The 13,225-nt window shown below is 68.4% G+C and carries 14 protein-coding genes and 1 pseudogene; 10 read left to right on the top strand and 5 right to left on the bottom strand.

The genetic code is table 11. The annotated features are described in order from the left end of the window. Nucleotides 1-4: 4 nt before the first annotated feature. Entirely contained in the window at nt 5-721 is a 717-nt protein-coding gene (locus tag V1Y59_RS20125; RefSeq protein ID WP_330506821.1) for a type 1 glutamine amidotransferase, read from the bottom strand. A gap of 114 nt (nt 722-835) precedes the next feature. On the opposite strand from V1Y59_RS20125, the gene V1Y59_RS20120 reads away from it, so the two are divergent. From V1Y59_RS20120 to V1Y59_RS20070, 10 genes and pseudogenes are all read left to right on the top strand, one after another. Then, on the top strand, nt 836-1,114 hold the full coding sequence (locus V1Y59_RS20120; RefSeq protein WP_330506820.1) for a hypothetical protein: 279 nt from the start codon (nt 836-838) through the stop codon (nt 1,112-1,114). Next, a complete protein-coding gene (locus tag V1Y59_RS20115) occupies nt 1,114-2,748 on the top strand; it encodes an alpha/beta hydrolase (RefSeq protein ID WP_330506819.1) in 1,635 nt (544 codons plus the stop codon). The genes V1Y59_RS20120 and V1Y59_RS20115 overlap by 1 nt, the downstream gene beginning before the upstream one ends. Before the next feature lie 59 nt (nt 2,749-2,807). After that, nucleotides 2,808-3,068 carry a helix-turn-helix domain-containing protein gene (locus V1Y59_RS20110; RefSeq protein ID WP_330433092.1) on the top strand — a complete coding sequence of 87 codons (261 nt, stop codon included), beginning with the start codon at nt 2,808-2,810 and terminating at the stop codon, nt 3,066-3,068. Further along, nucleotides 3,061-3,915, top strand: a complete 855-nt coding sequence (locus tag V1Y59_RS20105; protein ID WP_330506818.1) for a Clp protease N-terminal domain-containing protein — start codon at nt 3,061-3,063, stop codon at nt 3,913-3,915. Before V1Y59_RS20110 ends, V1Y59_RS20105 begins: the two co-directional genes overlap by 8 nt. A gap of 72 nt (nt 3,916-3,987) precedes the next feature. Next, nucleotides 3,988-4,305 (top strand): hypothetical protein, encoded by a 318-nt coding sequence (locus V1Y59_RS20100; protein ID WP_330506847.1) that lies wholly within the window; start codon nt 3,988-3,990, stop codon nt 4,303-4,305. 93 nt (nt 4,306-4,398) lie between these two features. Then, nucleotides 4,399-5,058 (top strand): response regulator transcription factor, encoded by a 660-nt coding sequence (locus V1Y59_RS20095; RefSeq protein ID WP_330506817.1) that lies wholly within the window; start codon nt 4,399-4,401, stop codon nt 5,056-5,058. Continuing rightward, nucleotides 5,025-6,230: an ATP-binding protein gene (locus tag V1Y59_RS20090; protein WP_330506816.1), complete on the top strand. Its 1,206-nt coding sequence runs from the start codon at nt 5,025-5,027 to the stop codon at nt 6,228-6,230. The genes V1Y59_RS20095 and V1Y59_RS20090 overlap by 34 nt, the downstream gene beginning before the upstream one ends. Continuing rightward, nucleotides 6,218-7,301, top strand: a pseudogene (locus tag V1Y59_RS23735) (hypothetical protein). Before V1Y59_RS20090 ends, V1Y59_RS23735 begins: the two are co-directional and overlap by 13 nt. A gap of 100 nt (nt 7,302-7,401) precedes the next feature. After that, nucleotides 7,402-7,731, top strand: coding sequence for a response regulator transcription factor (locus tag V1Y59_RS20075; protein ID WP_330433087.1), 330 nt, complete (start codon nt 7,402-7,404; stop codon nt 7,729-7,731). A 204-nt stretch (nt 7,732-7,935) separates the two neighbouring features. Then, the gene (locus tag V1Y59_RS20070; protein ID WP_330506812.1) at nt 7,936-9,186 is read left to right on the top strand and encodes an acyltransferase; all 1,251 of its coding nucleotides are present in this window, start codon (nt 7,936-7,938) and stop codon (nt 9,184-9,186) included. Here the strand turns inward: V1Y59_RS20070 and V1Y59_RS20065 are convergent. The 4 genes from V1Y59_RS20065 to V1Y59_RS20050 form a co-directional block, all read right to left on the bottom strand. Beyond that, nucleotides 9,155-9,682: a YdcF family protein gene (locus V1Y59_RS20065; protein ID WP_330506846.1), complete on the bottom strand. Its 528-nt coding sequence runs from the start codon at nt 9,680-9,682 to the stop codon at nt 9,155-9,157. The genes V1Y59_RS20070 and V1Y59_RS20065 overlap by 32 nt on opposite strands. Before the next feature lie 143 nt (nt 9,683-9,825). After that, complete coding sequence (locus V1Y59_RS20060) at nt 9,826-10,695, bottom strand: 1,4-dihydroxy-2-naphthoate polyprenyltransferase (protein WP_330506811.1); 870 nt, start codon at nt 10,693-10,695, stop codon at nt 9,826-9,828. 322 nt (nt 10,696-11,017) lie between these two features. Then, nucleotides 11,018-12,229, bottom strand: a complete 1,212-nt coding sequence (mftD, locus tag V1Y59_RS20055) for a pre-mycofactocin synthase MftD (protein ID WP_330506810.1) — start codon at nt 12,227-12,229, stop codon at nt 11,018-11,020. Between the two features lie 45 nt (nt 12,230-12,274). Beyond that, nucleotides 12,275-13,114 (bottom strand): mycofactocin-coupled SDR family oxidoreductase, encoded by an 840-nt coding sequence (locus V1Y59_RS20050; RefSeq protein ID WP_330506809.1) that lies wholly within the window; start codon nt 13,112-13,114, stop codon nt 12,275-12,277. Nucleotides 13,115-13,225: the final 111 nt, after the last annotated feature.

The raw sequence follows: 13,225 nt of genomic DNA, 5'->3' as shown, positions 1-13,225 counted from the left end.
TCGGCTACTCGACCGGCGTGGGGGAGGCCAGCCCCGCGTGCGCCAGGAACCGCTCGAACAGGTCGTCGCAGTCGGCGGCGGCGGACTTCTCACGTTCGGCGATCGACGCGGCCATCGCCACCAGATCGACGTCGTGGCCGGACATGTCGGACTTCGGGCCCGAGAACCCGGCCTTCCAGGCGACGAAGCACTCGGAGCTGATCTCCGGGTGGAACTGCACCCCGAGGTGCGGACCGCTGACGAACGCCTGCACTCCGGCGTCGTTGCGTGCGATCACCTCGACATGCTCGGGTACGTCGAGCACGTCGTAGTGGTACTCCATCCACGGTCCTTCGGCCACCAGGTCGGGTCGCGTCGTCTCGACCGGGATGAAGCCGTGCTCGGGCCGCTCGCTGGGCCGGACGGTGCCGCCGAGTGCGCTCGCCAGGATCTGCCCGCCGAAGCAGATGCCGTAGATCGGGACGTCGGCGGCCATCACCTCGCGTAGGTACTGTCGCTCCTTGTCGATCCACGCCAGCGATTCGTCGTGCACCGAGTCGGCCGACCCGGTCACCACCACCAGATCCACGTCGTCGGGCGACGGGAATGACTCGGCCTCGTCGGCGGCGACTATTTCCACCTCCATACCGCGCCGCTCCATCGCCGGCAGCAGTGACCCGACGATCGCGCGCCGGTACTCCGGCAGCACGTTGTGCACCAGCGTCAACGCTCGTAGTCCCATGCGGCGCAGCCTACCCGCTACAGCAGAAAGGTCACGGGAACCAGCCGGCGCTCTGCTGCGTCCAAACTCCAGTTCTCGCATTTCTTTCGCCTCGCGGCGGGCTAGGAGTCACCGATGATGGTCGTCGTCCCCGAGGAGATCGACCGGCTCGCGCATGTCTGTCGGACCCAGGAGCACTGCGTCGGAATGATGAACATCGCTGTCGCGGAATCGATGTCGTCACCGTCGTGCCGAGTCGTCGCCGCGCTCCGGGCGGTCGACGAACCCGTGGTGCGCATCGTCGGGTCGCTGCGCGGGAGACTCGAGGAGATGGGTGGAGCCCTCACCGGGTTCACCGCGACGGTGCGCGACGCCGACGACGCGTCGGGACGGGCGATATCGGCAGATCGCTGATGCGTCCGACGATTTCGGAGCTGCGGCAGTGGCAGCCGGACGCGGTCACCGCCGCGGGCGCCGACATCGCGGCGATCGCGGAGTTGCTGAGTTCCTCGGTGCAGGCGGTAGGGCGCGTCCTCGACGACGTCCGGTGGCTCGGCGCAACGCATGACGCCGTGGTTCAGCATGCCGCCGCCGAGCAGGCCGGCGTCGATGAGGCACGAAAAGCACTCACTCGGATCGCCGACGAAGCGGCTCTCGCCGGCGCCGAACTCGCGTCCGCGCGCGAGTGGCTGCTCCGCGAGATCGACGGAGCGGTGGCCGACGGATTCGTCGTCACCGACCATGGGACGGTCACCGACCCCGCCGGGCGGGTCGAGCAGGCGACGGTCGTCGAGGCGCGAATCCTGCAGGGCATCAGCATGATCGACGCCATCGACGAACGACACGGCGCGCGCCTGGAGCAGCTGGTGGCGGCCCTCGCGGACACCGCCGACACCGGCGGCATCCGCCTGCCCGACGGAAGGACCGCCGACCCTGAACGCGTCGTCACCGCATTGACCCTGATGACACCACGAACCCGGCGAGAGTTCCTGTCCCGCTTGACCGATGCCGACCGTCGACAGGTGATGTTGGCCGATCCGCACATCATCGGCAACCTCGACGGCGTCGACTTCGAGCTGCGCGCCGCCGCCAACGACGTCACGATCCGCGCCGCGCTTGATGCCGAACGTACCGCCGGCCGCGGCGACGGTCCGCGGGCACGCCGGCTCGAGGACTTCCTCCGACCGCTCGCCGACGGCACCCGACGACGGTTCATCGCCTTCGACCCGACCGGACACGGCCACTTCATCGAGATGGTCGGCGAACTCGGCCCCACCATCCGCAACGCGGCGATCCTGGTACCCGGCACGGGCGCCGACCTCGACTCCAGCGCGACAACCACTGACGTGGCAACCGAACTCGCCCGGGCCACCGGCGGCCCGGTCCTCGTCTACCTCGACGGCGACCTACCCCTGACCACCGGCTTCGAGGGTCTCGGGGAAGCGGCCGCGCGGGGCGCGCTGCTCGGCACCTTCGCCGGACCACTCGGACAGGCACTGGGTTTCGCCGGCGGGGTCGTCGAGTCCGTCGACGACTCGGCGGTCGACCCGCGATTCGCACGAGAGATGGCACCCGACCTGGTGGCCTTCGCGGCCGAGCTCGACGCCGAGATCGCCGAGACCGCACCCGGCGCGGCAACCACGGTCATCGGCCACTCCTACGGCGGTTCGGTGGTGGGGTCCGCCGAACAACTCGGACTGCGCGCCGACCGGGTGATCTACGCGTCGTCGGCGGGCACCGGGGTCTTCGACGGGCCGTGGCGCAACCCCAACCCCGAGGTCGAGCGGTATTCGATGACCGCTCCCGGCGATCCCATCCACCTCGTGCAGTCGTTGCCCGGCAACCCGCACGGCGACGACCCCGACACCGCGCCCGGCGTCCATCGGATGGACACCGGACTGCACGGTGCCGATCCGGACGGTCGTCGCACACCGGTCGAGGGCATCCGCGGGCACGGCGACTACTGGCAGGACCCCGCGTCGGACGCCTTCCGCAACGTCGTCGCCGTGATCCTCGGCGAGCAACCCACCCCGTATCCACGCGGCTAGCCAGAAGACTCTGTCAATAATTCTTGACAACCGCGATTCGTCAACATAACCTGACAACCATGCACGACGAACAGGACCCCACCGACGTGGCCGGAGCCGCCGCGAGTGACGACCCGGCCCGGGGCCTTGCCGCCGTCCGCGCGTTGCGCACCCTGGCCGACCGACTCGAGGACGTCCAGGTGGCCAACGCCCGCGCCAACGGCTGGAGCTGGCAATCGATCGCAGAAGTCCTGCAGATCAGCCGCCAGGCCGTGCACCAGAAACATGCACACCGCGAGGCCCGCGAGAGCGGACCGGAAGGAGACACGAACAATGTTTGAGCGATTCACACGCGACGACAGAATGCTCATCGCATTCGCCATGCAAGAGGCCGGCGACCTGGGTCACCGGCAGCTCGGCAACGACCACCTCGTCCTGGGCATGCTCTGCAACGCCCGCAGCCCGCTGTTCACCCTGCTCACCGAGCAGGGCCTGAACCTGGTGACGGCCCGCGAGGCGGCGCAGAAGTTCCACGCCGAGCACGACGACGCGACCGACGAGGCCGCAACAAGCGACGACGATTCCGCGCAGCAGCGCTACGAGGAAGACCGAGAAGCCCTGCGCAGCATCGGCATCGACCTCGACAAGGTCCGCGAGGCGGTCCGCGGCCGCTTCGGCGAGGACCTGTCCGAGGGCTGGGCTCAGCGTCCGGGACGCGGCCCCGGTGGCCGTCGAGGCCGGGGGAGGGGCCACCGGCATGGCCATGGACCCCACCGGGGATGCGGACCGCACGGCGGTCCCGACCCACGTGGCTTCGGCCCGGAGGCCGGATTCGGACCGGGCGGCTTCGGGCCCGGCGCTTTCGGGCCAAGTGGTTTCGGGTCGGGCGGCTTCGGCCCCGGCGGACCGTTCGCCGACGACGGCCCGTGGGAACCGGGACGCGGACGCCGCGGCCCGCGCGGACGGGGCAACCGCCCACGATTCGCACCGCAGACCCGCGAGGTCCTGAGCAGGGCCGTCGAGATCGCCCGCGAGCGTGGCGACCGTCGACTTCGCTCCGAGTACCTGCTCCTGGCGATCATCGACATCGCCGACGATGCGTCACGCGCAGTGATCGAGTCGGCGACCACGCCCGACGACCTGAGAGCAGCCGTCGAGGCGAGCTTGCCGGACGCCGCCGGCGTCTGATCACCTCGGGGCCTGACAGGACCGCAGCGAGTTGAGTCATACCCACACTCGAACTAATGTTCGAGTGTGGGTATGAAGTGGATCGGCGGCGACAGCGGCCAGCCACGACGGCCGGTGTTCTTCCCGGTCGGCCACAAGGCGGTGCTCATCGATCTCAACGCGCTGTACCCGCAGACCCCGCACCACAACGGCGAGTACTTCCCCGACGGACTGCAGATCCGGTCCGTGCATCTCGGGGTGCTCACCGCGTGGGCCCGGTCGGAATGGGGTGAGTGGTACGGCAAGGTCACCTACACCATCACCGCGCGCGATCGTCAGGAGAAGGTGACCCACTGGGTGCCCGGATGGGCGCTGCGCCCGGCCGAAGCGGCCCGGCGGCCGACCACCTGATCGTCCGATCATCCGACCGGTTCATCACAGTTCATTACCGATCGAATCGAATCCCCTGCACCCGTGTCAGAGCCATCGGAGATGATGGTCGACATGACCGAATCGCCCCGCGGGGTGTGGCGCATCGGAGTCGTGGACGATCACGAGCAAATTGTTCGCGGATTGCGGGCCACCCTCGACGAACAAGCCGACATGGACGTCGTCGCCGGCGCCGCCACCGTCGACGCGCTGCTCGCGGTGACCACCGACCTCGACATGGTGCTGCTCGACCTCCGGCTCGGCGACGGAACCTCCCCGGTCTCGAACATCGACACCCTCAAGGAGGCCGGGATACCGACGCTCGTCTACACCTCGGGCGACGAGATCTACCTCGTCCGGCAGGCCGCGAGCGCGGGCGTGATGGGCGTCGTCCGCAAGAATGCGCGCGAGGAAGACCTGCTCGCCGCCATGCGCCGCGCCCTCGCCGGCGACACCGTGCCGAGCGTGGACTGGGCCGCGGCCATCGACTCCGACCCCGGCTTCGTCGACCTGTCGCCCCAGCTGCGTCGAGTGCTCGAACTGTATGCCGCCGGCGAATCGTCGGCGCGCGTCGCCCGGGAACTCGACATCTCGCCCGAGACCGTGACCGACTACGTCAACCGGATTCGCGGGCGATACAACACGGCCGGGCGGCCGGCTCCCACCAAGACCGACCTCTACAAGCGTGCGATCGAGGACGGATGGCTGCCGATACCGCGGCGCTTTCGTCGGTAGGCGCAACACCCGTCGAGCACGACGACCAGGCAGGCCGGCAGATCCTTCGTTTGGTGGCGGTGTTCGTCGCCGTGGGCTATCTCGCCTACGCGGTGATGACCGCGCCGCTGCTCGTCGAGTCGCTGCCGTACATGGCGCCGTGGTGGTCGGTGCTCGCGATCGTGCTGATCTTCGGGACCGGGCTGATGCTCGGTCCGGTCGGCTGGTGGGGCGACCCGCGGACCACGAGGTTCGTGGCGGCATCGGCGGCCATCGGGTTCATCGTCGCGGCCGCGCTGTGGTGGCCGGCGTGGAACGGAGAGCAGATCGACAACGTCCGCGGCATCTGGTTCTCCCAGTTCCCCGGTCTGGCCGCAATCGCGGCGGCAATGGCCTTCCGTCCGGCGATCGCCCTGGGGCATCTGGCGGTGGCCATCGCGATGACGCTGTCGATCGGTCAGGTCGTCCGGCCATCCCAGTACAACGGGCCGCTCGTCGCCGACATCGTCTGGGCATACGCCTTTTCGCTGATCTTCGTCGCCGCGGCCGTGATGGCGATCCGGACCGCGGCGCTCCTCGACCGGACACACGCCGAGGCGTACGCCGCCACCGCCGATGCCGCTGCGCTCAACGCGCGGACGGCCGAACGCAATCGCTTCGACGCCCTCACCCACGACAACGTGATGTCCACCCTGCTGTCGGCGGCACGCCAGGGTGCCTCACCCGAACTGGCCGCCGAGGCGCGCGCCGCGATCGCCGCCGTCGAACAGGCGGCGGCCGGGAACGGCAACGCCGTCGTCACCGCCGATGTGGCCGTCGGCCAGATCCGTGCGGCAGTCGGACTCGTGGAGCCCGCGGTGCCCGTCACCCTGCGCGAGAGCGACCCCTCCGCGACCTACCCGGGTGAGGCGATCACAGCGATGGCCGCGGCCGCCGCCGAGGCCGTCCGCAACAGCCTGCGCCATGCGGGACCCGACGCCGCGGTGTCGGTGACGGTCCGGGCCCGCGCCGGAGCCCCGGACGTCGACGTCGCCGACGATGGTCAGGGCTTCGACCCCGCCGACGTGCCACCCACGAGGATGGGAATGGCCGTCAGCATCCTCGGCCGGATGGAGCGGGTGGCCGGCGGCGTCGCCGAGATCGACTCCCGCGTCGGCGTCGGCACCCGCGTGCATCTGGGATGGGCCGGATGACCACCACGGACTTCGCCGTCACCAACGGGCGTGAGGACGTTCGAGACCTGCTGGGGATGCGTCAGCCCGGCGCATGGCTCGTCGTCGGCATCTTTCTCGCGTCCACATGGATCGTGATCGCGTACTCCGTCGGCGACGTCACCGCGGTTTGGCCGATGGCGCTGGCCGGAGTCATCATCTCCGCCGCCGTGGTGGCGATCGTGGTGGTGCCCGGCGATCCCCTCCCGCGTGCGGCCACCATCGCGTTGACCCTCGCCGGGCCCATCGCGTGCTTCTGCACACTGTCGGTGACGCCGAGCGCCACGGCATCGGCGATCTTGCTGGGCTGGGCGCACAGCGGCATCGACGCCGTGTACTGCTTCATGTGTGTGCGGGGGTCGGCGGGTGGCGCCCTGGCTGGGCCTGGCCGCCGAAGCCGTCGTCTACGGCTGGTGGGGACACTCGGTCGGCGAACCGATCCTCGGCAGTGCCGCAATCGTCGCCATCGCGATCGCCCCGCTGACGATGGCCACCCTCTTCTCGTTCACCCTGCGGCCGACGGCGCGGGCCGTGTTCGCGCTGCGCGCGCAGACGATGACCCAGGTGGCGCGGCTGGCCGCGGAAGCCGCCGCCGACGACGAACGCGCCACCCAGGTCCGGATGCTCGACAAGGTCGCCCGTCCCATGCTCGAACGGATCGCCTCGGGTGCCGACCTCACCGCGGACGAGCGCATCGACTGCGCCCTGCTCGAGGCGCACCTGCGGGACCGGTTGCGGGCACCGCTGATGTCAGCCCTCGACCTCGACGAACCGGCGTATCAGGCCCGCCGGAACGGTGTCGAGGTGGTCTTCATCGACGACTTCCGGGTCGACACCGCTGACGGCGATGTCCGCCCGATCGATCCGCGGGTGGCGTCCGCGGTCAGCGACCTGGCCACACGGGTCCTCGACGATGCGCGTGAAGGCCAGGTCTACGTGCGTCTGTCCCCACCGGACCGCGACGTCGCTGCGTCGGTACTGCATCGCCGCGTCGACGGGACGAGTGTGCGGTCGGAGATCGACCGGCACGGAGCCGTTCATACGTTCTGTTGACCGTGCCCCCATTTCTGGGGGCGCGAGAAGATGCGTCTGTCCCGTCTCATCCACTTTTTGTAACGTCGAATTCAGAATCCGGATGCGAGAGAGACGATCGATGACGAATCCAGCTGTACGGCACCACTATTCGCCGCCAGTGTTGAGCGACCGCGAGGTCGACGTCTTGGTGCGCTGGGTGGCCGACCGGCCGATGCGCGACATCGCGCGCGAGCTCTTCATCACCGACGCCACCGTCCGCACCCACCTGGTGCGCATCCGCAACAAGTACCGCGACGCCGGACGGCCCGCCACCACCAAGATCGCCCTGCTCGTGCGGGCCATCGAGGACGGCTACACCACGCTCAACGAGATCGCCGCGAGCGTCGACGGCGGACTCGATCGCCAGGTTCGCCTGGTCCAGCAGCGGCCTCCGTCGACCGGCCGCTGACCCCAGTCGCCGGCCGCTGACCCCCGTAGGCCGGTCGCCGACCCGGTCCACTGGGCGCCATTTCCCGTCGACTGGGCGCTACTTTCGGTCGACTGGGTGCCACTTCCCGTTGACTGGGCGCTACTTCCCGTCGACTGGGCCTGATCACGTCCCTCCCCGCCGCTCGAGATGCGCGACTGACCGACCCGGACGACAATTGGCCCGGTGAGTCGGGGGACATCCACAGCACGGACCCGTTGGGTCGACATCGCCAAAGCCATCGCCATACTTCTTGTGGCACTTCATCATTCAATTCTGTTCTTGACGGCGGCCGGCCTGGCCGGCGACGTCTGGGCGGACATCGACGACGTCTTCGTCGTATTCCGGATGCCGTTGTTCTTCTTCGCATCCGGACTTTTTGCACTCAGCGTCATCCGCCGACCCTGGGCGCGTCTCTGGCAAACCCGCCTGGCCCTGCTGGTCTGGGTGTTCGCGGTGTGGAGCGTCGTGCGGTTCGGGTTCTTCCACATCGTCGACTCGCCGCTGCCGCTCGACGAGACCAAGCTGCTGCGGCTGGCGGTCGCGCCGCTGTGGCCGCAGACCGGCCTGTGGTTTCTGCACGCCCTCGTGGTGTTCTTCGTCGTCGCCAAACTGCTCGACGTCCTGCGGGTCCCACTGTGGCTGCAGATCGCAGCGGCCGGGGCGGTGTCGGTGCCGTTCTTCGCAGGCGCGACGGTCGGCAAGATCAGCTACGACGGGATGCTGCAGTACTTCGTGTTCTTCCTGGTCGCCTGCCATTTCCGCGATCGGATCATCCCGGCGGTGCAGCGTTGCGGGATCGTCGCAGCCGGTGTCGCACTGGCCGTGTTCGGGGTGGGCTATGCCGTCGTCGCCGTACTGGGCATCGAGAACCTGCCCGGATCGCTGTTCGTTCTCGCGATCCTCGCGCTGGCCGCAGGACTGCTGCTGTCGCGCACGATCGACAGGGGCGAGCCGCTGGGACGACCCGCCGGCTGGATCGGCCGGCAGACCCTACCGATCTACGTGGCGCACGTCCTGGTCATCGGCGCGCTGACCAGCCTGCTGAGCCGGGTTGCCGACACAACCGCGCTCGACGTGGTGCGTCCGGTGCTGCCGGTGGTGGTGATGGCCGCCGCCGTCGCGATCTCGCTGCTGATCCGGCGGGCGATTCGCGACGTCCCGGTGCTGCGCTACGCCTACGAGGCGCCACCCTTCGTCCGCGATCTGCCGGTGCGGACAGACCAACGGAAGTCGCGCACAGTCGACGGAAAACGGCGCACAGTCGATGGAAAGCAGCGCACAGTCAACGGAGAACGGCGCCCAGTCGATGGAAAGCAGCGCACAGTCGACAAAGAATGGCGCCCAGTCGACGGAAAACGGCGCCCAGTCGACGGAAAACGGCGCCCAGTCGACGAGGGGACCGTCACCCGTCACACCCCAGCACCGCCGCCTTGACGAGTGCGCCGTACTGATAGGCATAGACGTGCGCCCAGTCGGCCAGCGACCGCGAATAGTCGCGCGGCACACTGCGCATGACGACATCGCGATCGGAGCACTGGCCGAAGACGTAGCGAGCCCGCACCATGTGATAGCGCCAGCTCACCACGATGACCGACTCCCAGCCGCGCTCGATGGCCATCCGTTGGGTGAACATCGCCTCGCCGCGTGTGGTCGACGGGTCGGGCGCAAAGCAGATGACCTCGATCGAGTCGGTCCCCGCGTTGCAGACGCGGTCCATGATTCGCGCGTCGTCGGGATCGTAGGGCCGATACGGATCGGAGATCAGGACCGTGTCGGCATATCCTTCGGCCGCGAGTTCCAGGCCGTAGTCTTCGCGGCCGTCGTGCTCACCGCCGAGGACGACGATGGCGTCGACCGGCCGCAGCGCATCCTGATGCTCTTCGGTGAACAATTGGCGGCCGAGCGCCGCGAAGGTGAGAGCCGCGACCATCAGGACGCACAGGGTGGCGGCGGCCAGAGTCTGACGACGCCGGCGGCGACGATTGGGTCCTCGCACCAGAAGCTGCGTCGTCACGTGAGAATGAATCCGCGCATGCGACAAGGATATGCGCGGTCGATGCGGGTCGCCCGCCGCTACCCGACGACCAATCCGACCGCGGTGAGCACCGCCCACACCAGCATCGCCTGCCCGGTTCCGCCGAGTGATGGGATCAGACCCGGCCCGGTGGCGCCAGAACGCACCGGCGCGTACGCCTTCCACACCAGCGGCACTGCGAGCAGCCCGAGGAGCGCCCACGGCGTGGCCGCGACGAGCACGACGCTCATCACCAGTGGCACCGCCAGCAATGTGGCGAACAGCACACGAGTTCTCTTGTCGCCGAGCCGAACCGCAAGCGTGATCTTGCCGGACTCGGTGTCGCTGGGGATGTCGCGGAGGTTGTTGACCACCAGCACCGCCGACGAGATGGAGCCGACGGCGATGGCGCACAGGAGCCCCACCCAGTCGACCGAGTCGCTGACGACGTATTGGGTGCCGAGCACCGCGACGAGACCAAAGAAGGTGAACACGGCGACCTCGCCGAACCCGAGGTAGCCGTACGGTTTGCTGCCGCCGGTGTAGAACCAGGCGCCGGCGATACAGATCGCGCCGACGACGACCAGCCACCACGCGGTGCTGATCGCCAGCACCAGCCCGCAGATGGCGCCGACGGCGAAACAGGCGAACGCCGCCCTCTTGACGGCGCCGGGGGAGGCCGCGCCCGAGCCGACCAGGCGCATCGGGCCGACTCGGTCGTCGTCGGTGCCGCGCACCCCGTCGGAGTAGTCGTTGGCGAAGTTGACCCCGATGATCAGCGCCAGCGCGACGACGAGTGCCAATGCCGCCTTCCACCAGACGACCTCACCCAGATCGCCGACCGCGCCGACTCCGACAACCACCGGTGCGATGGCGTTGGGCAGCGTGCGCGGGCGTGCGCCCTGGATCCACTCCCTTAGGGTAGCCATCTTGCCGATCTTTCCATGCGCGCGTGCCCGCGCGTCGGCGGCACCGACTCAGGCGGAACGGCGCAGGATCGACGCCAGTTTCGTCATCGGAATTCCGATGCTCTGGCCGCCGTGGACGGGCGCCAGCTCGACGAAGTCGACCGGGTAGTGGCGCACCGCCGAGATCCGATACGTGGTCGGCCGGCCGTCAGCAACTGTACTTCTTGCCCGAGAGCGATATTCATTGTCGATACCTCACGTCGGCACTTCGTGGACGCCGAGCGGTCTTCGACGCAGTGTGCTGCGATTACCCGCTGTGGCGTCGGCCAAACACCGAGCTCGTTCACGCTCGCACGGATTCCGCGGGGCCGGTGGTCCGCGACGACAGCTTCTCCCCGAAGCCGGGCGGCACGATGATGTCGTCGCGTGTCAGTTCGCGCACCGATGGCCGCCGAAGCCCGAGCAGGATGGAGTCGATGTCGCTGCGCAGGATGTCGAGGACGTTCTCGACCCCGGCCTGCCCCTCGGCCGCCAGGCCCCACAAGTAGGCGCGCCCGATCATGACCGCCCGTGCGCCCAGACACAGCGCCTTGACGACGTCGCTGCCGCGGCGGACCCCGCCGTCGAGCAGCACTTCCACCTCGTCGCCGACGGCCTCGGCGATCCCCGGCAGCGCACGTAGCGTGGCCGGTGTTCCGTCCATGTTGTTGCCGCCGTGATTGGACACCGAGATCGTGGTGGCGCCGGCGTCGACGGCCCGTTTCGCGTCGTCGATGCGCATCACGCCCTTGATCATGAACGGGCCGTCCCACTGCTCACGCATCCAGCTGATGTCCTCCCAGCGGGGCTGCTTGGTCTGCATCCACTCGCCGTAGGCGCCGAAGAACGTCGGTGCGGCGGCCGGATCCGGATCGGCATCGACGTTGGGGGTCTTGAGATTCGGCAGGTGACCGGCACGTAGATACCGCAACAGCCAGCGCGGGTGGGCCATCCCCTGAGGCGCAAAGCGGGCCATCGTCTTGAGATCCAGCCGTTCCGGAATGGACGGGCTGCCCCAGTCGCGGCCTTCGGAGAAGGTCCAGTCCAGGGTGACGATCATGCCCTTCGCGCCGGCGTCCTTCGCGCGCTGCATCCGCCCCGCGATGTCTTCGCGATCGCCGACCCAGTACGTCTGGAAGAACGTCTGCGGGTTGGCCTCCACCACGTCCTCGATCGGCCGACTTCCGAAGGAACTCAAGCCCATCGCGGTTCCGCGAGCCGCCGACGCCCGCGCCACGGCGAGCTCGCCATCCGGATGAACGGCCTGCACTCCGGTCGGGGAGATGAGTACCGGCATCGAAATGTCCTGTCCCATCACCGTGGTGGACAGATCTCGCTCGTCCGGTAGGTCGCCGATGTGCGGAGCGAAACCGATCTCGTTGTAGGCATCGATGTTGTCGCGCAGGGTCATACCCTGCTCGGAACCGGCGACGAGCGCACCGTACACCGATGCGGGGAGGCGCTTCTTCGCGCGACGGTGCGCCTCGGCGACGGATTCGAACCAGGTGTTGGCCATGAGTTGTACCTCTGAGTTGTGGGTGCGGGTTGGATCTCGTCGGACTCAGCTGAATCCGGGCTGCACCAGATGGCCCGAGTCCACCGGGATGGCCTGTCCGGTAACCGCATACGCCTGGTCGGAGACCAGCCACAGCACCGCGTCGCTGATCACCTGGGCGGGAAGTGCTCCTTGGCCGTCGAGAATGCCGTAGCCCGTGGCGCCTTCCTCGAGGCTGGAGCGGTCGCCGCCCGGGCCACCGTTCATCATGTCGTAGACATCCTGATAGTTCGTCATCGGTGTGTCGATGACGCCGGGGCAGACGGCGTTGACGCGGATTCGGTGTGGTCCGAGTTCCAATGCCGCAGAACGCATCACGCCGAGTACTCCGTGCTTGGCCGCACAATAGTGGATGTAGTTCTGGCCGCCTTCGAGACCATTGATCGACGCCGTCAACACCACCGCGCCGGATTTCTGCTCGATCATCGTCGGCGCGACTGCGCGCAGCGTCTTGAAGACACCGGTCAAGTTGGTGTCGATGACGTCCTGCCACTGCTCGTCGCCCATCTCGTGCAGTGGTGCCATGCTGTGGATGCCGGCGTTGGCGACCAGGATGTCGATGCGGCCGAAATCGTCGAGGGCCTGCTGCACCGCGCTACCGATGGCGTCGGTGTCACGCACGTCGGCCGTGATCGTCGAACAGCGGCGACCATGGGATTCCACCTCTTTCGCGGTGGCTTCGAGGTCGTCTCGGGTCGCGAGGTCGTAGTTCATGCTGGCCAGCGAGCCCTCGGTGTCGACGGCGACGATGTCCGCGCCGTGCTCTGCGAGGGTTGCGGCGTGCGCTCGGCCCTGGCCACGAGCTGCACCGGTGATGAAGGCGACTTTGCCGTCGAGCTGTCCCACTGTTCTCTCCTTCGATCGGGTGAGAGGTCGTTCACAGGACGCGTACCCGTATGCAAACGGGCGAAACTTCGCGAGTCGGTCACCGATGGTTCACCTGTGAGCCGTGCCACC

It is taken from the genome of Gordonia prachuapensis (assembly GCF_036350515.1).
Taxonomy (GTDB): Bacteria; Actinomycetota; Actinomycetes; order Mycobacteriales; family Mycobacteriaceae; genus Gordonia; species Gordonia prachuapensis.
Note: the sequence above shows the minus strand (reverse complement) of the source record. Positions and strands in the feature narration are given on the sequence as shown.